The organism is Chengkuizengella sp. SCS-71B (assembly GCF_040100845.1).
Taxonomy (GTDB): Bacteria; Bacillota; Bacilli; order Paenibacillales; family KCTC-33759; genus Chengkuizengella.
Genome location: NZ_JAZHSH010000001.1, coordinates 2,619,392 through 2,639,912, shown reverse-complemented (window position 1 = coordinate 2,639,912; position 20,521 = coordinate 2,619,392). Strand labels below are relative to the sequence as shown.

General features: G+C 33.6%; 19 protein-coding genes. 15 read left to right on the top strand and 4 right to left on the bottom strand.

The features are described from left to right. Positions 1-53 precede the first annotated feature (53 nt). From VQL36_RS12840 to acsA, 9 genes are all read left to right on the top strand, one after another. A complete protein-coding gene (locus tag VQL36_RS12840) occupies positions 54-473 on the top strand; it encodes a CoA-binding protein (RefSeq protein ID WP_349249701.1) in 420 nt (139 codons plus the stop codon). 138 nt (positions 474-611) lie between these two features. Then, positions 612-1,184 carry a hypothetical protein gene (locus tag VQL36_RS12835; protein WP_349249700.1) on the top strand — a complete coding sequence of 191 codons (573 nt, stop codon included), beginning with the start codon at positions 612-614 and terminating at the stop codon, positions 1,182-1,184. Positions 1,185-1,286: 102 nt separating this feature from the next. Further along, positions 1,287-3,026 carry a phosphoenolpyruvate--protein phosphotransferase gene (gene ptsP, locus VQL36_RS12830; RefSeq protein ID WP_349249699.1) on the top strand — a complete coding sequence of 580 codons (1,740 nt, stop codon included), beginning with the start codon at positions 1,287-1,289 and terminating at the stop codon, positions 3,024-3,026. 15 nt (positions 3,027-3,041) lie between these two features. Further along, a complete protein-coding gene (locus VQL36_RS12825) occupies positions 3,042-3,566 on the top strand; it encodes a type 1 glutamine amidotransferase domain-containing protein (RefSeq protein ID WP_349249698.1) in 525 nt (174 codons plus the stop codon). Continuing rightward, positions 3,547-3,993, top strand: a complete 447-nt coding sequence (locus tag VQL36_RS12820) for a VanZ family protein (RefSeq protein ID WP_349249697.1) — start codon at positions 3,547-3,549, stop codon at positions 3,991-3,993. Before VQL36_RS12825 ends, VQL36_RS12820 begins: the two co-directional genes overlap by 20 nt. A 53-nt stretch (positions 3,994-4,046) precedes the next feature. After that, positions 4,047-4,472 carry a YgiT-type zinc finger protein gene (locus VQL36_RS12815; RefSeq protein WP_349249696.1) on the top strand — a complete coding sequence of 142 codons (426 nt, stop codon included), beginning with the start codon at positions 4,047-4,049 and terminating at the stop codon, positions 4,470-4,472. Positions 4,473-4,821: 349 nt separating this feature from the next. Then, positions 4,822-5,826, top strand: coding sequence for a catabolite control protein A (gene ccpA, locus VQL36_RS12810; protein ID WP_349249695.1), 1,005 nt, complete (start codon positions 4,822-4,824; stop codon positions 5,824-5,826). Beyond that, a complete protein-coding gene (locus VQL36_RS12805) occupies positions 5,826-6,542 on the top strand; it encodes a 5'-methylthioadenosine/adenosylhomocysteine nucleosidase (protein ID WP_349249694.1) in 717 nt (238 codons plus the stop codon). Before ccpA ends, VQL36_RS12805 begins: the two co-directional genes overlap by 1 nt. Before the next feature lie 179 nt (positions 6,543-6,721). Then, on the top strand, positions 6,722-8,446 hold the full coding sequence (gene acsA, locus VQL36_RS12800; RefSeq protein ID WP_349249693.1) for an acetate--CoA ligase: 1,725 nt from the start codon (positions 6,722-6,724) through the stop codon (positions 8,444-8,446). Between the two features lie 74 nt (positions 8,447-8,520). Here acsA and VQL36_RS12795 read toward each other — a convergent pair whose 3' ends face one another. Then, a complete protein-coding gene (locus VQL36_RS12795; protein ID WP_349249692.1) occupies positions 8,521-11,637 on the bottom strand; it encodes a transglycosylase domain-containing protein in 3,117 nt (1,038 codons plus the stop codon). Positions 11,638-11,926: 289 nt separating this feature from the next. Between VQL36_RS12795 and tyrS the strand changes: the two genes are divergently transcribed. Next, positions 11,927-13,183 (top strand): tyrosine--tRNA ligase, encoded by a 1,257-nt coding sequence (tyrS, locus tag VQL36_RS12790; protein ID WP_349249691.1) that lies wholly within the window; start codon positions 11,927-11,929, stop codon positions 13,181-13,183. Positions 13,184-13,234: 51 nt separating this feature from the next. Here tyrS and rpsD read toward each other — a convergent pair whose 3' ends face one another. Next, on the bottom strand, positions 13,235-13,834 hold the full coding sequence (rpsD, locus tag VQL36_RS12785) for a 30S ribosomal protein S4 (RefSeq protein WP_349249690.1): 600 nt from the start codon (positions 13,832-13,834) through the stop codon (positions 13,235-13,237). Between the two features lie 481 nt (positions 13,835-14,315). Between rpsD and VQL36_RS12780 the strand changes: the two genes are divergently transcribed. From VQL36_RS12780 to VQL36_RS12760, 5 genes are all read left to right on the top strand, one after another. Next, positions 14,316-16,292 (top strand): diguanylate cyclase, encoded by a 1,977-nt coding sequence (locus VQL36_RS12780; RefSeq protein ID WP_349249689.1) that lies wholly within the window; start codon positions 14,316-14,318, stop codon positions 16,290-16,292. A gap of 170 nt (positions 16,293-16,462) precedes the next feature. Further along, on the top strand, positions 16,463-17,578 hold the full coding sequence (locus tag VQL36_RS12775) for an aminopeptidase (RefSeq protein WP_349249688.1): 1,116 nt from the start codon (positions 16,463-16,465) through the stop codon (positions 17,576-17,578). Between the two features lie 112 nt (positions 17,579-17,690). Further along, a complete protein-coding gene (locus tag VQL36_RS12770; protein ID WP_349249687.1) occupies positions 17,691-17,933 on the top strand; it encodes an HPr family phosphocarrier protein in 243 nt (80 codons plus the stop codon). Between the two features lie 127 nt (positions 17,934-18,060). After that, the gene (locus VQL36_RS12765; RefSeq protein WP_160647495.1) at positions 18,061-18,360 is read left to right on the top strand and encodes a DUF1507 family protein; all 300 of its coding nucleotides are present in this window, start codon (positions 18,061-18,063) and stop codon (positions 18,358-18,360) included. Positions 18,361-18,465: 105 nt separating this feature from the next. Beyond that, the gene (locus VQL36_RS12760; RefSeq protein WP_349249686.1) at positions 18,466-18,843 is read left to right on the top strand and encodes an Asp23/Gls24 family envelope stress response protein; all 378 of its coding nucleotides are present in this window, start codon (positions 18,466-18,468) and stop codon (positions 18,841-18,843) included. 73 nt (positions 18,844-18,916) lie between these two features. Here VQL36_RS12760 and ftsW read toward each other — a convergent pair whose 3' ends face one another. Both ftsW and VQL36_RS12750 read right to left on the bottom strand, forming a co-directional pair. Continuing rightward, positions 18,917-20,065 (bottom strand): putative lipid II flippase FtsW, encoded by a 1,149-nt coding sequence (gene ftsW, locus VQL36_RS12755; protein WP_349249685.1) that lies wholly within the window; start codon positions 20,063-20,065, stop codon positions 18,917-18,919. A gap of 8 nt (positions 20,066-20,073) precedes the next feature. Beyond that, positions 20,074-20,415, bottom strand: coding sequence for a YugN family protein (locus VQL36_RS12750; RefSeq protein WP_349249684.1), 342 nt, complete (start codon positions 20,413-20,415; stop codon positions 20,074-20,076). Positions 20,416-20,521: the final 106 nt, after the last annotated feature.

Here is a 20,521-nt window from a genome sequence, read left to right as displayed (position 1 = left end):
GAAATCAGATAATTTAAAAATTTAAAATATAGAAATTATTGGGGGAATGGAAAATGCATGAGAATCCATCTAGAGATCAAATAAAGGAAATACTTAAACAAGCTGAAACCATAGCGGTTGTTGGTCTTTCCGATAAACCTGATCGTACGTCCCATATGGTTTCAGCAGCTATGCAGAAAAGGGGATATACAATCATACCTGTCAATCCTAATGCTGAAGAAATACTAGGGCAAAAGAGTTATAAAAACCTATCAGATATCCCGCAAAGCATAGATATTGTTAACGTTTTTCGCAGGAGTGAATATACTCCACCTATAGCTAAGGAAGCTGTAAAAGTTGGAGCAAAGGTACTTTGGTTACAGCTCGGCATAGAAAATGAAGAGTCAGCTCAAATTGCCAAAGATGGTGGATTAGAAGTGATAATGGATCGCTGTATTAAAGTAGAAGACTCTATATTAAATCCTAAAGCTTAATAAAAAATCCTTTTTCTAGGGTGTTATGTATCCCAATACCTTCCATAATAAAATAAGTTTATTCTTGAAAAACTAATATAGGCTACACAAATTGAAGAACTTACAAAGTGTAGACTACTTTTTAGGGAGGAATTTAAGTTGTATCATCAACAACAAATGAATCAATCTCAACAACCACAATGGATGCAACCTTCACAGCAGCAAGCTGCTTCCAGCCAGTTTAAATTAACAAATTTTCGAAGCCATCAGCAACCAGCTAATGCTAACAACTATAACTTTCAAGCTGGAACACAGACAAATTATAAACCAGCAGGATTTGTACCATCCATATATCAAAGTAATACTCAAACTCAATCTACCTATTCTGGAAATCAATCTTGGCAAAGTCATATGACTACGCCACAATCTTATCGACAAACAAATTATCGCAGTTCTGAACCATCAGTTCAAAATACTTTAAAAAGGCAAACTCATAGTCAACCAACTATTACTACTGGATACACTAATCAGGCACAAAATCAACCACAAACATATCAACCAACTGGATTTGTTCAATCCATGATGTATCAAAATAACCAAGAGCAGCATCAGACAACAACATATCCTTCTACAATGCATAGAACTCAAACGACTGCTCATCAGCCACAACACTTTTCAAGTTTCAGAGCTAATCAACCAAGTCAGGCTTCGAGTAATAGACCCACACATTAATTTTGATTCGATTAACTCTGGTTCTTCAAGAACCAGAGATTTTTTTTGACAAAATTTCGATAACGATTTACCATCAATATAGTAGGAAGGTGGGGAATAACATTGGTGAAAGGAATCGCGGCATCTTCTGGTATCGCAATAGGTAGAGCATTCGTTCTTCCTTCATGGAATTGGGATTTAAATGAAGAGAACATAAGTGTTACTGATTTTGCAAAGGAATTTGAAAGATTATATGAAGGCATACAAATATCTAAACATGAAATATCAAACATAAAAAAAGAATTTAATGAAGTGATTGGCAGTGAAGAATCTAAAATTTTTGACGTTCACTTAGCTATTTTAGACGATCCAGTTTTTATGGATGAAATTCAAGGGATTATTAAACGTCAATATAAAGTAGCTGAAGTAGCAGTAAAAGAAGCGATGGATCATTTTACAAATATGTTTGATTTGTTGGATGATGAATATATGAGAGAGCGTGCTTTAGATATTAAAGATGTTGGTAATCGTTTACTTAAACATTTGTTAGGAACTCCTGAGGTCACTTTACCACAGGATAACCAACCTTTTATTTTAGTGGCTAAAGAGCTATCTCCTTCACAGTTAGCACATTTAAATCCTTCACATGTGGAAGGGATTTTGACGATGGCAGGAGGAAAAACTTCTCACTCTGCTATTATGGCTCGTGCACTAGGAATTCCTTCTGTTCTGGGTTTAGAAGGTAAGATGGAAACCCCGATTGAAACGGGTGATTTCATTGTTCTTGATGGAGATGAAGGCAGTGTATATGTAAATCCACACGAAGAAATCGTACAAGCTTACAATCTTAAAAAACAAACATGGATAGAGAGGCAAAAAAGTCTACAAAAAATAATCAATATACCTGCAACTACGAGGGATGGTAAAAAAATTCAATTAGATATTAATGTTAATTCACAAAACGACGTAGATTTTGCATTGTCTTACGATTTATCTGGAGTTGGATTATTTCGCAGTGAGTATTTGTATATGGATCGCGATCATTTCCCATCCGAAGAAGAGCAACTGAAAGCTTACAAGGATGTAGTACAAAAACTTGGGAACAAACCCATTATTATTCGAACATTGGATATCGGTGGAGATAAACAATTAGATTATGTCACTTTTCCTGAAGAAGATAATCCTTTTTTAGGATATCGTGCTATTCGTTTTTTGCTGGATCAAAAAGACATTTTTAAAACACAGTTAAAAGCTATTTTAAGAGCAAGTGCAGTGGGAAATGTGAAAATAATGTATCCAATGATTTCATCTGTAGAAGAAATCAGAAAGGCGAATTCAATATTAGAGCAGGCTAAAGAGGAATTACTTGAAAACGGATATGACTTTAACACAAACATAGAAATTGGAATCATGATAGAAGTTCCAGGTGCCGTTGCAATCGCTGATTTGTTAGCTCAAGAAGTAGATTTTTTCAGTATTGGAACAAATGATCTTATTCAGTATGTATTAGCCGTTGATCGTATGAATGAACATATCGCAGATTTTTACGAACCATTTCATCCAGCAGTTATTCGAATGCTTAAACAAACAGTAGATGCAGCTAAAGCAAATCACATTGATATAAGTGTATGTGGAGAAATGGCTGGAGACTTTAATGCAACCCCAATTTTTATAGGGTTAGGTGTTCATAAATTAAGTATGTCCTCACAATCTATTTTACAAGTAAAAGAGAGGGTCTTATCCATATATGAAACAGAATGTAAACAAATGATTGATGACATATTATTGTGTAAAACAAGTCAAGAAATAACCGAACTAGTTAAAAAGATGAATGATAAAACAGATTCGAATGTATCTTATTAAAAAGGAGGTATTATTTTGGAATTACAAGGAAAAAAAGTAATGGCTTTTGTGGAAAAAGAATTTGAAGATCTTGAATTATGGTATCCAGTATTACGAATGAGAGAAGCAGGTATCCAAGTTGATTTAGTGGGTCCAAAAGCAAATGAAACCTATATTGGAAAGTATGGGGTTCCTATTTCTACCATGATGGCATTTGATGAAGTTGATTCTAAAGATTATATTGGACTATATGTTACAGGTGGTTGGGCACCTGATAAATTAAGAAGGTATGAAGATGTGTTACGTCTAACTCAAGAGTTTCATGAAGTAAAGAAACCGATTGCTCACATCTGTCATGGTGGCTGGGTATTGATTTCAGCAAAAATATGTGAAGGATTCACAATGACTTCTACACCAGGGATAAAAGATGATTTAATAAATGCTGGGGCTAACTGGATAGATCAGGAAGTTGTTGTAGACCGTCATATCGTTTCTGGTAGAAGACCTCCTGATTTACCAAACTTTACAAAGGAATTTATACGTGTTCTTGCAGAGGTATAAATCATTTGGTTTGTTTTTAAGATGGGTCCCAGCTCTTATTTGGATGACAATAATATTTCTTCTTTCTCATCAGCAAGGAGATGAACTTCACTCCTTTTTACCTCTTTTTCAAAAATGGTTCCCGGGGATGATTAGTTTTAACTGGGGACATATTGTAGCCTATTTCATTCTCTCTTGGGTATTATTGCTGGGGTTAGGAAAAAACTATAATACATTTATAGGAAAAGTTTTTGTTGTAAGCTTGTGTTTATTATATGGGATCACAGATGAGATTCATCAATCATACATACCTGGAAGAACACCTGAAATTTTGGATCTAAGAAATGATACTTTCGGTGCTGCCTTAGGCATGGTGTTCATCTCAATTCCTCCTTTTAAACATCTATATTCCAAGTTGCTTTCTTCCTATATTTACCGAAACTGTTAAACAGGAATTAGTTGCTCAAGTGTCGAAATACTGACGCATAGGGAGTGATTGGTTTGCAAAAAGATTGTAAATGCGGTAGTACATTGAATATTCAATTAAGGACAGTTCAATACTCAAAAAAAGTACATATAAAAAACGTCCCCATATTTTCATGTGAAGAATGTGAGGAAAGTGAAGTGTTGTTGGATGTTAAGGAAGATTTAACTGAATTGATAAAAGATATAGATCATTCTAATACAAAGCATCAAATATTTTTTAACGAAATTAATGAGTTTGCTCACCTTTTATTTGTAAGTTCAGAGAAAGAATTAATACATATTCCCATTGAGGAGATCATTGAACAAAGAATTAATGAACTTCTTGATATTTTATTGTTAGCTCAATACTTAGATGATACAAAGTGGGTTAAAGAAACTGAGAAACGTTTATTGCAAATTACAGATCAAATTATTTATAATAAAAAAATTTATAAAATATAGTGAACTCGTTTAAGCTTTGCTTAAACATCGAGAAATCAGATGGAGACTCTACTCCACCTGATTTGAAGATCTCACCTATAGAGGTGGGCGTCTGTACGTAAAATATTTTTGGATAAATATTTAAACTTAAAATTTAAATTGAATAAAAAAAATCAATCATTGGATTGATTTTTTTATTACCAGTCAAAATTGTTCTGGGATTTACATCTTTTCATGAGTTTTCATCAGTTGTTTAAGTGTATTATGTAATTGTATTTCATTTATATAAATCTGAAAACTGCCGAAAGTTTACAATAAGATTATAATATCGTATGATAACTATAAAATATAACAATTGGAGAGAGAATAAGTGACAGTAACTATTTATGATGTAGCAAGAGAATCAGGTGTTTCAATGGCTACCGTATCTAGGGTAGTTAATAACAATCCGAATGTGAAACCTCAAACACGTAAAAAGGTGTTCGATGCCATAGAAAAGTTAGGATACAGACCAAATGCTGTAGCTAGAGGACTAGCAAGTAAAAAAACGACTACGGTAGGTGTAGTGATCCCTGACATTTCAAATACCATATTTTCTGAGGTCGCTAGAGGTATCGAAGATATTGCTAATATGTATCGATACAATATCATTTTATGTAACTCTGATAAGAAAAAAGAGAAGGAAATTCAAGTGATCAATACGTTGTTAGAAAAACAAGTGGATGGATTATTATTTATGGGTGGCACAGTAACAGAAGATCATATTCATGCGTTTAAAACAGCAAGTGTACCGATCGTATTGTGCGGAACAAAAGAAGAGTCTGAAAATATACCATCTGTGGATATTGATCACGAAAAAGCGGCCTATGATGCAGTAAAAGCTTTAATAAATGAGGGGCATCGTGAGATTGCTCTAATTGGTGGAAACTTTGAAGATTTAGCTAAAGGATTTGCACGATATCAAGGGTATATAAAAGCAATTGAAGATTCAGGATTGACCGTAAATGAAGATCTTATTCAAGTTGGTAATTTCCGTTATGAATCAGGTTTAGAAAAAATGAAGAACTTCTTAAAATCTAATCAAAATATTACCGCAGTATTTGCTGCAACAGATGAATTGGCTATAGGTGCAATTCATGCAATTCAAGATGCCGGATTAAAAGTACCTGAGGATATTTCTGTTATCAGTGTTGATAATATTAGAATGGCTTCTATGGTAAGACCTTTGCTTACTACAATAGCACAACCGATGTATGATATTGGTGCTGTTTCTATGAGGCTTTTAACAAAACTAATGTTAAATGAAGAGATTGAGCAACCTCAGATTATATTACCACATGAATTAATTCAAAGAAATAGCGTGAAGAGTTTATAATGAATTATAATAAGATAGGATTAATTGGTGCAATGGATGAAGAAATAAAAAGATTTCTTGATCATATTGATAATTCAAAAACAGTTGTAAAAGCAGGAATACAGTTTTATGAAGGTTATTTTTACGATACAAAGGTCGTATTATGTAAATCCGGTGTAGGAAAAGTAAACGCGGCAATATGTTCTCAAATATTAATCGATACCTTCTTGGTAGATGCCGTTATTTTTACAGGAGTTGCAGGTGCTCTTCATCCAGAGTTACAAATAGGTGATATTCTGATTTCTACGGATTGTATGCATCATGATATGGATGCCACAGCACTTGGTTTTGATAAAGGCATGATTCCTTATGATAAAACCTCTGTTTTTAAAGCAGATGATCATTTAATAAATTTAGCTTTTAATGCAAGTGAGAAGTGGTTTAGAGATCGTACACGAAAAGGAAGAGTATTATCAGGAGATCAATTCATAGCTGATCGAGAAATCGTTAGAAATTTACATGAACAGATGGATGGAGATTGTACAGAAATGGAGGGGGCAGCAGTAGCTCAAGTGTGTTACATGAATGCAGTTCCATTCGTCATTATTCGCTCGATGTCAGATAAAGCTGATGGCTCAGCAGATGTTAATTTTACAGAGTTTGTTGTACAAGCCTCTCAACATTCTTATCAAATTGTAGAGCATATGTTTAAAAACATGAGTCCTTACCTAAAGTGAGGGCTTTTTTCATTTTAAGAATTTATAAATTTATGGATGATGTTACTCTTTTGTTAGACATATATCACCTTATAGATATGATATAATGGAAATATCAGAAAATGTTCATCGTATTTTTTTGTTTTCATATATTTTAATGGAAGCACTAGCAATATAGTTATTAAAGTAGGAGGGAGATTATGGGGAAAAATAATGAAGAAGTGATCGAGGTAGTAGCTTCAGAGGCAAATTTACAAGACTATGAGACCAGTCGTTCAGAGTTCGAGTGGGAGCATATTATTAAGGATTTTTCTTGGTACAATTCAGGGAAAGTGAATATGGCTTACGAGGCAATTGATCGGCATGCGGAATCAACGATAAAAGATAAGGTTGCTTTATATTATAGTGATTCACTACGTGATGAATCTTACACTTTCGCAGACATGAAAAAGAAATCTAACCAAGCAGGAAATGTATTAAGAGATCTAGGAATTCACAAAGGGGATCGTGTATTTATTTTTATGCCAAGAACTCCTGAGCTTTATTTTGTCTTATTAGGGGCCATTAAAAATGGAGCAATCGTAGGTCCATTATTTGAAGCATTTATGGAGACTGCCGTGAAAGATCGCTTGGAGGATAGTGAAGCTGTTGCAGTAGTAACTACGCCAGAATTACTTCATAGAATTCAAGTTTCAGATCTTCCTAATTTAAAACATATCATATTAGTTGGCAAGGATATTTCTTTATCTGAAGGACAGGTGGATTTTAATCAAGAAATGAAAAATGCTTCAGATAAGTTTGAAATGGAATGGGTAGATCGTGAAGATGGTTTAATTATTCACTATACTTCTGGCTCTACTGGAAAGCCTAAAGGTGTTTTTCACTCTCACAATGCAATGATTCAGCATTATTATACTGGTAAAATCGTTCTGGATTTAAAAGAGGACGATATTTATTGGTGTACTGCCGATCCTGGATGGGTAACTGGAACATCATATGGGATATTTGCTCCTTGGTTAAATGGAGCAACCAATGTGATTAGAGGTGGTAGATTTAGTCCTCAGGATTGGTATGAAACCATTCAAAAATATAAAATTACAGTATGGTACAGTGCACCCACTGCATTTCGCATGCTGATGGGAGCAGGGGACGATGTTGTCCACCAATTTGATCTATCTAGCCTTAGACATGTATTAAGTGTAGGAGAGCCACTGAATCCTGAGGTTATTCGCTGGGGGTTGAAAGTATATAATCAGCGTATCCATGATACTTGGTGGATGACAGAAACAGGAGGACAGCTCATTTGTAATTATCCTCGAATGGAAATCAAACCTGGTTCAATGGGGAAACCAATTCCAGGTGTTGATGCAGCAATTATTGATGATCGTGGCAAGGAAGTACCTCCATATCACATGGGCAACTTAGCAATAAAAACCCCTTGGCCTTCGATGATGAGGAAAATATGGAAAAATGAAGCCAAATATGAGGAGTATTTTAGAATACCTGGTTGGTATATATCTGGAGACTCAGCTTATCGTGATGATGACGGTTATTTTTGGTTTCAAGGTAGAATTGATGATGTTATTAATACATCTGGTGAGAGAGTAGGTCCGTTTGAGGTAGAAAGTAAATTGGTTGAACATCCTGCTGTTGCTGAAGCTGGTGTAATTGGGATTCCTGATCCTGTGCGCGGTGAAATTATTAAAGCTTATATCTCTTTGAGAAACGGATATAAACCTTCACAAGTATTAAAAGAACAGATTTCACAGTATGTAAGAGAAGGGTTGTCTGCTCATGCAGCACCTCGTGAAATTGTATTTAAAGATAAGCTTCCAAAAACAAGAAGTGGTAAAATTATGAGACGTGTGTTAAAGGCTTGGGAATTAAACCTCCCAACTGGAGATTTATCTACTATTGATGATTGATGAGTTATGATTGATTAATATTTAGAACCCCCTATCCACTTTATGATTTGGATAGGGGGTTCTTAGTGTTGGTATTATTCATTCACTTCTACAGGCTCAGATAATGCTGAAGCTCCCGTTTTATTTACAGCAGTAATTCGGTACCATCCTTCATTTATAAGACTGGTGTCTGCAAAGGAATTTTTATTTGCATTGGAGATGAATTGATATTCTCCATCTTTTTCATCGCTGTAATAAATCTCATAGTATAAAACTTTGTCATCGATTGAGTTTGCAGTCCATGTAATTTTTACAGTTAATTCCTCTTTTGTAGCTTCAATATTTGTAGGGACCTTAGGTAATGATCCAATATTATCTAGATCATTATTATTTCTTTCATTATCATCATTATCATCATTGTCATCCGTATCTTCTCCATCGTCATTCTCCTCAGGAATTTCAGGTGACTGAGCATCTTTATTTGTTTGAAGCTGCTTTGGTTCTGAAATATTCCCAGAGACATCAACAGATACTACATAATAAAAATAATCAACAGATGCACTGACATAATCTTTAAATTTCAATTCATCATCGTATCGTTTAGTTTGTGAATGTGTATATCCATTTCCATTATTTCTATAAAAACGATAACCTACTACATCCTCACTTGGACTATGGTCAAATGTAATAACATTGATTCCTTCTTTTTGTTCCAACCTTACATTGAATGGAGGTTCGGGGTTTTTACCGTCCTCTATTCTTGGGTCTTCAGCAATAGGTGCAGTTGAATCCATGTCAGTAGGATAGAAATCTTCAAGCCTCATAGGATATCCATTTCTATTTTTAGGTTTTTGACTACTGGAATACCCTTTTAGGATTGTATCAATTTCCTCATAAAGCTCCTTTAATGGCGTGCTTCTATTCACAACGATTTTGGTTTCAATCATATCGTTTGGTGTAGCAGCAAGTGGGATATAATTGATGTCTTTATAGCTGATAACAGGTAATTCTGATAAGCTATCATCCATCTTAGTAGGTACATACCTTTTATCAAATAAATCTGTTGTTGTATATCCGGCCTGTTTAGTTAATTCAGAAGCAATTAGTCCCGATTTACTTGAAACTGTTTTTCTTGTAAGTCCATCTGGTTGATAAAATTCAGTGGTCGTAAAAAGTTCAGGTTTTAATTCAATCGTTTTATCCATGACTTTTGCCCAAATTTCTTTCGCTCTGGTTTTTCCAGTACGTTCATCATATCTTCCAAAATCTAATGAACCATTTTGGTCATATCCAGCCCATACACCTAATGTAATATCAGGAGAATATCCTAAAAACCATACATCTCGATATAGATTCGTAGTACCTGTTTTACCTACAATTGGTATTTTGCCATAATTTTGGAATCCTTTTCTGATTTCTCCACCTGAAGCTCCTTCAGAAACTGCTGTTTTTAACATATCTGTTATTAAATAAGCAGCTTGTTCTGAAAATACTCTTTCAGGTGCAAGTTGATGTTCGTATACGATTTTTCCATCCTGATCTTCAATTTTTTCAATTAAAAAGGCATCGTTAAACTCACCATAGTTAGCTATACTTGAATATGCATTGGTTAATTCTTCAACAGTAGTTCCGTAGGAAAGTCCACCAATAACCCCAGTTTGTGCGTTTCTATCTTCCTCGGTTAAAGTGGTAATCCCTAGCTGTTCAACAAAATCTAGTGCGCCATCTCTACCAACTATTTCGTTGTATATATAAATGGCAGGGATATTGTAAGATTCATTTAATGCCTCACGAGCTGTCATCAATCCATGATACTTATAATCCCAGTTCAAAGGAATATGAGCACCCTTACCTCCATCAGGTAAGATCATCGGAATATCGTCTACGACAGAAGCAGGCTGCAATTCACCTGATTCTAACGCTGGTAAATATGCTGCAATAGGTTTCATGGAAGAACCAGGTTGTCTTTTCATTTGAGTAGCATGGTTATACTCTTCAATTTCATAACCGCGACCTTCAATCATCCCTAAGATGGCACCGGTACTATTGTTAATCATTACTGCACCGGTTTGTTCCACACCATTTTCATTATCTGGAGCGAAGTTTTCAGGGTTGCTGGCTATTTCTTGCAAAGCGTCATAAATCGTTTGATCTATGGTTGTATATATTTTAAATCCACCATTGACTACTTCTTCGCGAGTTTCCTCTACTAAGGAGTTGACTTCCTTCTGAGATAGTTCAGGGTTTTTTTGTTTAATTAAAACTTCCGCCGCTCTACGTTCAATTTCAAACATAAGGTAAGGGTAAGTAGTATATGCTTTTTCAGAAGGTTCAGCTAATGATGCTTTGAGATCGTAATTCAACGCTTCTTTATATTCAGCTTCTGTAATTTTTTCAGCTTCTTTCATTCTATTAAGTACATGTTTTTGTCTTTCGATTGCAGCATTAAACCCTACTTCATCAAACTCCCCATATCCAGTAAAAGGCGAGTATTTATTTGGATTTTGCGGCAAACCAGCTAAGAATGCAGCTTGAGCAATATTGATATCGTTAAGGTTCTCTAATCCAAAGATACCTTGAATGGCAGCTTTTACTCCAGAAACTGGATAACCGCTAGAACCTGTTCCAAATCCTATTTTATTTAAATATGCTTCAAGAATTTGATTTTTTGTTAAAACTTGCTCCATACGAACAGAAAGAATGATTTCTTTTACTTTTCTATCAATTGTTTGGTCAAAATTTAAAAATACTCTTCTAGCCAATTGTTGTGTAATTGTACTTCCACCTGTTTGAATTTCCTCATTAAACACTTGCTGTTTTACTGCACGTGTTAATCCTTTAATATCAATCCCAATGTGATTTTCAAAATTTTGATCCTCTGTGGCTATAAAAGCATCTTGAATGACTTTAGGTATGTCATCCAACTCAATCATTCTACGATCTTCTGTTGAGCGGAGTTGTCCGATCAACGTTTCATCATTAAAATAGGCAAATCCAGAGACATTGTTTTTCATAACCTCGGATACCATTTCTTCTGGTGAACGTACAGGTTCATCTTTAACGATAGAAGTCACATAACCTAATACTACTCCACCAGTTAAAATTCCAAAAATTAAGCCAATAATTAAAATCCATTTCACAGTTATCAAAGATATAAATAATGATTTTTTAAGTATAGTTTTTGAGTTGTTTTTACTTTTTTTCTTTGACATTTTTGATCCCCTCCGGTCTAACCCATTATAGCATAAAGGTTTTTGCTTGAACATTCGCTATAATATAACATCTTTTGTTGACTTTACCGTTGTTGTTTGATATAAAAGAATGAAATTGCAATCAAAATAATACAACTTTTTTACGTTAATAAAGAGTAAAAGTTGCACTTTTTAATAAATGTAATAAAACATTTTGTATTAGTTATCGCATTGTAATTATTACCTTTAATAGATATTGATGGATAATATTATGATTATTTTTAGGATTTAATTTGGAGGGAAAGTATTAATGGCAAAGTGGGAAGAGCTTTCAGCAGAGCAACAAACGGAAGTTAACAGGCAATTAGAAATTATCCGTCGCGGAGTAGTTGAAATCGTACCAGAGGATGAGTTGAAGCAAAAGGTTATCAAATCAGTGTTAACGAAAAATCCTTTAAAAGTAAAATTAGGATTAGACCCTTCGGCACCAGATATTCACATAGGGCACACTGTAGTATTACATAAACTTAGACAATTTCAAGACCTTGGACATCAGGTTCAACTGATTATAGGGGATTTTACAGGTCGGATAGGAGACCCTACAGGAAAATCTGAAACTCGTAAACAGTTAACTGAAGAAGATGTTATCAAAAACGCTCAGACCTATAAAGAACAATTTTTTAAAATACTTGATATTGAAAAAACAACTGTTTTTTTTAATTCAGAATGGCTGGCACCATTAAATTTTGCAGATGTTGTTGAACTTTCTGCAAAAGTTACCGTTGCACGGATGCTGGAACGCGATGATTTTACAAAACGATACAATTCAGGTCAATCTATTAGTATTCATGAGTTTTTCTATCCTTTAATGCAAGGGTATGACTCAGTCGCTTTGCAGAGTGATGTTGAAATTGGCGGAACTGATCAAAAATTTAACTTATTGATGGGAAGGACTTTGCAAAAAGAATACAATGTTCCGACACAAGCTACTGTTATGCTTCCATTAATTGAAGGGTTAGACGGCGTTAAAAAAATGAGTAAAAGCTTAAACAATTATATTGGTATAGATGAAGAACCAAGCGAGATTTATGGTAAATCTATGTCAATCCCTGATGAACTGATGGTTAAATATTATGAACTTGCTACAGATATGTCTATGGAAGATTTAGATGCTCTTAAAGCAGGTTTAGAGAATGGATCAGTGCATCCTAGAGATGCAAAAATGAAGTTAGCACATACATTTGTACGAATGTATCATGGTTTAGAGGCAGCGAATGAGGCACAAGAACGCTTTAAAACCGTTTTCCAAAAAAGAGCATTGCCAGAAGATATTCCTTCTATTGAAATCCCATCAAGTATATTGGATAACGGTACATTACGTTTAATAAATTTACTTGTACATTTAAAATTACAAAGTTCAAATGGAGAAGCAAGAAGAAGCATCACTCAAGGAGCAGTTAGAATAAATGAAGAGAAAATTACGGATGTCAATGCTGTAGTTAATCCAAAAGAAGGGGATATTGTCCAAGTTGGGAAAAGGAAATTTGCAAAAGTAATCTTGACTTGAAAAAGTAAAAAAAATTGGAATAGAAAAAACCCCTCAATGGAGGGGTTTTTATTATCTGCTGTAAAGCTCGACGATTTGTTGTTCGTTGATTTCAGGAGGTAATTCCGCACGTTCTGGATAGCGAACATATTTACCTTCCATTGTTTTTTCATCAAATTCAACATAAGCCGGAGTAAAATTGCTGTTTTCCAAAGATTCTTTGATAACTTTTAAACCTCTGCTTTTCTCTCTCAAACCAATTACGTCACCTGGTTTAACAGCATAAGATGGAATATCCACTTTTTTACCATTTACAGTTACATGTCCATGTGCTACAAGCTGACGAGCTCCAGCACGTGAATTGGATAATGCAAAACGATAAACTAAATTATCTAAGCGGCCTTCTAATAAGATCATGAAGTTTTCACCAGAAATACCTTTCATATTAGAAGCTTTGTCAAACAGATTACGGAATTGCTTTTCATTTAATCCGTACATATGACGAAGTTTTTGCTTTTCCATAAGCTGTAAACCGTATCCGCTAACTTTTCTTCTTTGATTTGCACCATGTTGACCTGGTGGATAATTTCTCTTTAATTCTTTACCTGTACCACTTAAGGAAATCCCTAAGCGACGACTTAATTTGAATTTTGGACCTGTGTAACGTGCCATGTATTTTGACTCCTTTTATAATTAATAAATTTAATTGGTCGGTTCCGCTTGTGCCTAAATTTATGCAGTTTAACCAAAGGGATAGCGAAGGTTAAACATTGATAAACTCTTCAGCCGCAGGTCTATCGTCCACAAAATTAGTGAGGGTATTCACACAAATTTTTCCCGCCATAAATACATAACGCTATCCACATTCTCTAATCGTTAATTTTATAAGAAAAGCACTGTAAAAGTCAAGTTTTTATTAGAAAATCATTTAATTATAAAAAATATTGTCATACTTTCCTCTGCAAGTCGGCAACATCTTTGAAATGTAAGTTCATAATTAGCTATTCTTTGTCCATATCAAATTGATATAGTGCAAAATTACTAAATTAATAGTATTATAGATATATTGGAAAATTTGGAAACTGAATTCATTTTTGTCATGTGTGACTTTAGACTATGTTTACTATTTTTTTTTGGTGAAGAAGGTGTTTGTATGAATGTGAATGATAATCAATGTAAGATTAAAAAAGATAGAGTATATACCTTTCATCAACGGGACTATAGTAGCAAAATCGAAAATATGAATGTTCAGCATATCTGGCAAATCATAACAAAATCATTTAAAGAATTTATGAATCAATTCATCTCTGAATCACTACAAGTTCAGGGTGCTTTTTTTATAGTGGACATGAATGGAAAATTGTTAAACAGTCATGTATTTTCAGATTGGCTTTATAAAGATGAATTATATATGAAGTTACAGCCTAATACAGTTTGGGATGATACTGAGTTAGGAGCTAACGCAATAAATGAGTGTATTAGAAATTTTAAACTAAGTATGGTTTATTTTGAAAAACATTCATATAAACCTTTTAAAAAATACATTACTTGCGCAGTTCCTATCATATTTTCAGTAGAAAATAAACAGAAAGTAGTGTTAGGTGCTATTTTTAAGAACAATGAAAATATGAATGAACTTTTAATAAAATCGTTAGGTATGTCATTCCAATCGATCTTATATAAAAATATAGAATCTTATTTGAATTTTAAATTATACAATGAAAATTTAAAGGTATCTAAAGAAAATAAACAAAAAGAACAATTATATCAGATCAACAAAAACCTGCAATCAAAATTGGATGGGGATTTAATATTATCAGAAGTCATACAGAAGATAAAAGATATCTATCCCAAATGTGAAGTTCAATTGTTCTTATCGCAAGATAATAAACCAAACACATCACTTAAAACAATATCTTTTGATGTAAATGAAGATCCTTATTGTAAACTTGCTTTTATGGAAGGTGAGATCCAAGTACAACATTTTGAGTCAGACAATCAACTCATTTCTGTTCCTTTACGAGGCCTACAAGCTGTTTACGGTGTTTTTAGAATCCAAACAAACTTAGAGCCTTTCTGTGATAAAGATATTAGTTTTGTTTCCATGTTAGTTGATTCTGCTGGGGTTGCTTTTGAAAATGCTAAATTGTTGGAGCAGTCCAATTCTTTAATCGGTGAGTTAAGATTAATTAATGACATTACGAGAAGGTTGAATAAAAGTTTGAATTTAAATGAACTTTTTGACTATATTTCAAACGAATTAATAAATATATTTAATGCGGATTTTGGTTGTATAATTGAATTTAATAAGGAAAAAAATCAAATTACTGTAAAATCGAGTAATATTCCAAATTTATCAAATGATGTTTTTTCAGTTAATTATGGTTTTTCAGGTATTGTGAATCAAACAAAAGAAGGAGTTATTGTCCAAGACTATGAAATGAATCCATCTGTAAGCTCAAAGGTGATGGAAATTACAAAATCTCGATCATTAATTGCTTCGCCTATTCTGGTAAACGATGAGGTTTCAGGTGTTGTCATGTTTACAAATCGAATTCCTAATTTTTTTTCTTATGATAATTATAGAATGCTGCAAGTTCTTTCCACGCATATTGGACTTGCGATGAGTAACGCCATGCTTCATGATGAAATGAATCGAATGGTGATCACTGACAATTTAACAGGGTTATATGCAAGACACTATTTAGATCAGCAGGTTACAAAGATGATAAATGATCATCATTATGGTTCTCTAATTCTGTTCGATATCGATTTTTTTAAAAGAGTAAATGATACTTATGGTCATCAACTTGGAGATAAAATTTTGAAACAAGTAAGTAAAATTATTCTGTCTTGTATTGGGGATTCAGACATCGCTGCAAGGTGGGGGGGAGAAGAGATAGCGGTTTATATTGCTGAAGCGAAAGTGGAACAAGCCATAAAAATAGCTGAGCGTATCCGTTATAGAGTTTATAATGAGACAAATCCACAAGTTAGTGTTTCATGTGGAATCTCTGATTGGAGTTTAGATGATAGTATCATTGGGGTTGAAAACTTAATATATAAAGCAGATATGGCTTTATACGAAGCTAAAAAATTAGGAAGAAATCAAATACAAATTAATGGATAAATAAATTACTCAAAGGTCTAGTGATAACTTCAATGAATAACTCACCTTTGAGTATTTTTTTAATATAAGATTCCTTAACGTGAAAGGTGCTGTACTTTTTATTCAAGGAAGGTTTGTGTTAAAATTTTTATGAAGATAATTTCGTTTAAAATATTGGAGGTTGAAATAAGGTGAGAGATCCAAGAGTACAAACATTAGCTAAACAGTTAGTGAACTATTCTATTGAATGTAAACCTGGAGAAAAGGTTTTAATTGAGATGATTGGTACAGAAAGAGAATTATTGAAGAGTGTCATTGAAGAGGTTCAAGCTTGTGGAGGGCTTCCTTTTGTGGAAATTACAGATTCTTCAGTAATGAGATCTTTATTGATGAATGCATCAGAGGAACAAATTAATGAGTGGTCATCTTATGATTTAATTCGTATGAAAAGGATGGATGCTTATATTGGTATACGTTCAGGTGATAATTCCAATGAATTATCTGATGTACCTGATGAAAAAATGAAGATGTACATAAATGATTATCGTCATCCAGTACATTCTGAACAGAGGGTGAAACAAACAAAATGGGTGATATTAAGATATCCGAATAACTCAATGGCTCAATCTGCTAATATGAGTACTGAATCTTTTGAAGATTTTTATTTTAATGTATGTAATTTGGACTATGCTAAAATGTCCAAATCGATGGATGCATTAGTGAAGTTAATGAATCAAACAGATAAGGTAAAAATTAAATCTCCAGGAACAGAATTAAGCTTCTCAATTAAAGATATTCCTGCGATTAAATGTGCTGGTTCTAATAACATTCCTGATGGAGAAGTATACACAGCGCCAGTATTAGAATCAGTTAATGGAATCATTTCTTATAATACTCCAACTGTATATTCAGGTATTACTTTTGAAAACATACAGTTTAAGTTTGAGAATGGAAAAATAGTTGAGGCTACGAGCAATGATACTGAAAGACTTAATAAGATTTTGGATTCAGATTCTGGAGCACGTTACATAGGTGAATTTAGTTTAGGTTTTAATCCATATATAAAATATCCGATGAAGGATATTTTATTTGATGAAAAAATAGATGGTAGTTTGCACTTCACTCCCGGTCAAGCCTATGATGAAGCAGATAATGGCAATCGATCCTCTGTACATTGGGATTTAGTGTTGATTCAAAGACCAGAATTCGGAGGTGGAGAAATTTACTTTGACGATCGTTTAATTCGAAAGGATGGTCGTTTTGTAATCAGTGAACTGGAACTTTTAAATCCAGAAAATTTGACATAACGAGTTGCAGTTATATTGTTGGGTAGAAATCACTTGCGTGAATTCATCTATAAGAGGTATCATATATTTAAATGAAAGATATGGTATTTATTTAAAAAATGGAGGGAAGCATATGTCAAAAAATGAAGCCATTATGGAAATTTCTCAAACTGCTAATAAATTTACTTCTTCTATCGTATTACAATTTGAAAACAAATATATTGATGTAAAAAGTATTTTAGGTTTGTTTACAACCCTAGTGGATTCAAATAGTTATGAATTGCACGTGCATGGTCCTGACCAAGAAGAAGCTATTGCAAGTATGAAGGAAGTATTTGCTAAGCATAATTTAACAATTGAAATAAAAAAAGATTGATTTAACAGATATATTTTTTCATTTCCTTGCTTCCTTTTTATGAATTATGGATCATCTCTTGTGTATTTCTACGTTTTCGTCTAAACTATTTTTTAAAGGGAAGTGCCAATCACAGGGGGGAAGTTGGGTGTCTACATCTGAAATATCAAACGATTTAGTTCAAAAAGCCTATAATCTTCTTAAAGAAGATGCTGATAAAATATTAAAGTTGATCGAAGTGCAAATGGAAACACTCGCCAACCGTAGATGTCCTTTGTATGAGGAAGTTTTGGACACTCAAATGTACGGCTTATCAAGAGAAATTGATTTTGCCGTAAGAGCAGGTCTAATGACAAATACAACGGGTAAAGAAATTTTAAGTGAGCTTGAAAGAAATTTAGCTAAACTTTATGAAGCTCTAAATCAAAGTAAAGATGAGTGTCTTTAAGTTCTTTGTATATTAAGAAGTACCTCTACTATTTCAAAATTTAGCTCAATAGTGAGCTTTTTATTTCATATATTGAAAATATTGAAAATAAGAAGGGGTGAGCTTATGTCTGATTTTAGTGATGTTGGTGTTGTTCGTATCTCAAATGATGTAGTAGCCACAATAGCTGGTTTATCAGCTATAGAGACATCTGGAATTGCTGGTATGTCTGGTGGGATTTCAGAAGGGTTTGCTAAAAGGTTAAGTGGTAAAAATGTACAAAAAGGTGTCTCGGTTGAGGTGGGTCAAGTAGAAACTGCTATTGATTTAAGAGTGATTGTGAACTATGGCTCAAAAATTCATGAGGTATGTAAAAACTTGCAAACAAATGTAAAGGAATCCGTAATGAGTATGACAGGTTTAACTGTTGTAGAGGTAAATGTTAAAGTAGAAGGTGTGGTTTTCCAAGAGGAAGTTACTGAAGCGCTTCAAAGAGTAAAGTAACTCACATCACAATGTGTACAGGAATACCGATCCTACTAAGACGAAAGTAGAAAAAAAATAACCCTATATAGGGTTATTTTTTTTCTACTTTGGATAAACGATTGTTTTCACGTGAGATACTGAGTAAAATACCTACACTGATCAGTGAGGTAATCATCGAAGAGCCTCCTTGACTAATGAAAGGAAGGGGAACTCCAGTTATAGGGATCGCATTGGTAACTCCGCCGATATTAATCAGTGCTTGGATTGCTAATATTCCGACTATACCAGTCCCTACTAAAGTTCCAAACATATTAGGTGATTTAATAGAAATGACTAATCCTCTCCACAACAACAATAAGTATGTGATTAAAAAAAGAGAGCTTCCAATAAACCCTAACTCCTCACCAATGATTGAAAAGATAAAATCATTATATGCAAAAGGTAGATAAAATAGCTTTTGAATACTTTGTCCAAATCCAGCGCCTGTCATACCTCCATGTCCAAATGCATACAGTGATTGGATAATATGATATCCTCCGTCTAATGGATCTGCCCATGGATCTTGGTAGGAGGTAAATCGGCTTAATCTTTCATTAATAGGTCCACTCGTTATCTCTATGTTAGTTAAGACTAACAAAAATATAGTCATCAACCCTGAGAAAATTGCGAAGAGACCAAATAGATGCTTAAGATTAGCTCCACCTACAAAAACAACTAACATTGTACCAAAGATAAGAATTGCAGCTGTTCCAATATCAGGTTGGAGCAAAATCAATAAAGATATAAATGCGATAATGGTTAACACAGGCAGCAATCCTGTTTTAAAATCTCTAAACTGCTCTCCTTTTTTACAGATGAGAGCAGCAATATATAAGATAATCCCGATTTTTGCAAATTCAGACGGCTGTAAAGTACCAAAAGACCCCAAAGGTATCCAACTTTTCGCACCATTTATTGGGTCTGTAAATAATACCATGAACAGCATGACGATAATGATAAAATTAACAGGTACAATCCATTTTTTTAGTTTTTCGATACGCATATTCATAACAAAAAACATAGCAATTAAACCTACGATTGCAAATATAATTTGCTTTTTGGTGTAATATAAAGCATCTTGTAAGTAAAAAGAAGCAATTGGAGAACTGGAACTGAAAACCATTACGATCCCAAACCCTACTAGTAAAAAAGTTAAAAAAAGTAGAATAAAATCTGGTGTACCTCTTCGACCAGTATCCATTGTATACCCTAGCTCAATAGCTTTTCTAATTCAGACATTTTATCATTTGCAATTTTCAAAACAGAATTAGGGATTTCAACACTATAATCTAGTCCATGTGGGAACGACTCTATACCTATGTAAATATCTTCTGGAGTTAAAACTGCATAAGGAGATTCCATTTTTCCATCAATAACTCTGCAATTTACTCTTAAAAAATACACATCATTTTTTTGATCTTGAATTCTAAAATCATATGTAGCACGGTAATATTCCCACTGGCCTCTGACAAATCCAAGTCCACTTGTGATTTCATCCATATATTTTAATTCACTCTGTAACCCTTGTAATTTTGTTTTTTCTAATATCATGAGTTGACCTCCAAGTCCTATTTGTTCTTTTCCATGATATTATGTTTCATTCAGTTGTGCAAGTTTAACATTTATAAAATTCGTGACGAACGAATGATGAAGATGA

Coding starts and splice junctions, on each gene's coding strand:
- VQL36_RS12770 (WP_349249687.1), top strand. CDS start 17,691: ATGTCAAAAAATGAAGCCATTATGGAAATTTCTCAAACTGCTAATAAA.
- VQL36_RS12760 (WP_349249686.1), top strand. CDS start 18,466: ATGTCTGATTTTAGTGATGTTGGTGTTGTTCGTATCTCAAATGATGTA.
- acsA (WP_349249693.1), top strand. CDS start 6,722: ATGGGGAAAAATAATGAAGAAGTGATCGAGGTAGTAGCTTCAGAGGCA.
- VQL36_RS12840 (WP_349249701.1), top strand. CDS start 54: ATGCATGAGAATCCATCTAGAGATCAAATAAAGGAAATACTTAAACAA.
- rpsD (WP_349249690.1), bottom strand. CDS start 13,834: ATGGCACGTTACACAGGTCCAAAATTCAAATTAAGTCGTCGCTTAGGG.
- tyrS (WP_349249691.1), top strand. CDS start 11,927: ATGGCAAAGTGGGAAGAGCTTTCAGCAGAGCAACAAACGGAAGTTAAC.
- VQL36_RS12805 (WP_349249694.1), top strand. CDS start 5,826: ATGAATTATAATAAGATAGGATTAATTGGTGCAATGGATGAAGAAATA.
- VQL36_RS12780 (WP_349249689.1), top strand. CDS start 14,316: ATGAATGTGAATGATAATCAATGTAAGATTAAAAAAGATAGAGTATAT.
- VQL36_RS12795 (WP_349249692.1), bottom strand. CDS start 11,637: ATGTCAAAGAAAAAAAGTAAAAACAACTCAAAAACTATACTTAAAAAA.
- VQL36_RS12750 (WP_349249684.1), bottom strand. CDS start 20,415: ATGATATTAGAAAAAACAAAATTACAAGGGTTACAGAGTGAATTAAAA.
- ftsW (WP_349249685.1), bottom strand. CDS start 20,065: ATGGATACTGGTCGAAGAGGTACACCAGATTTTATTCTACTTTTTTTA.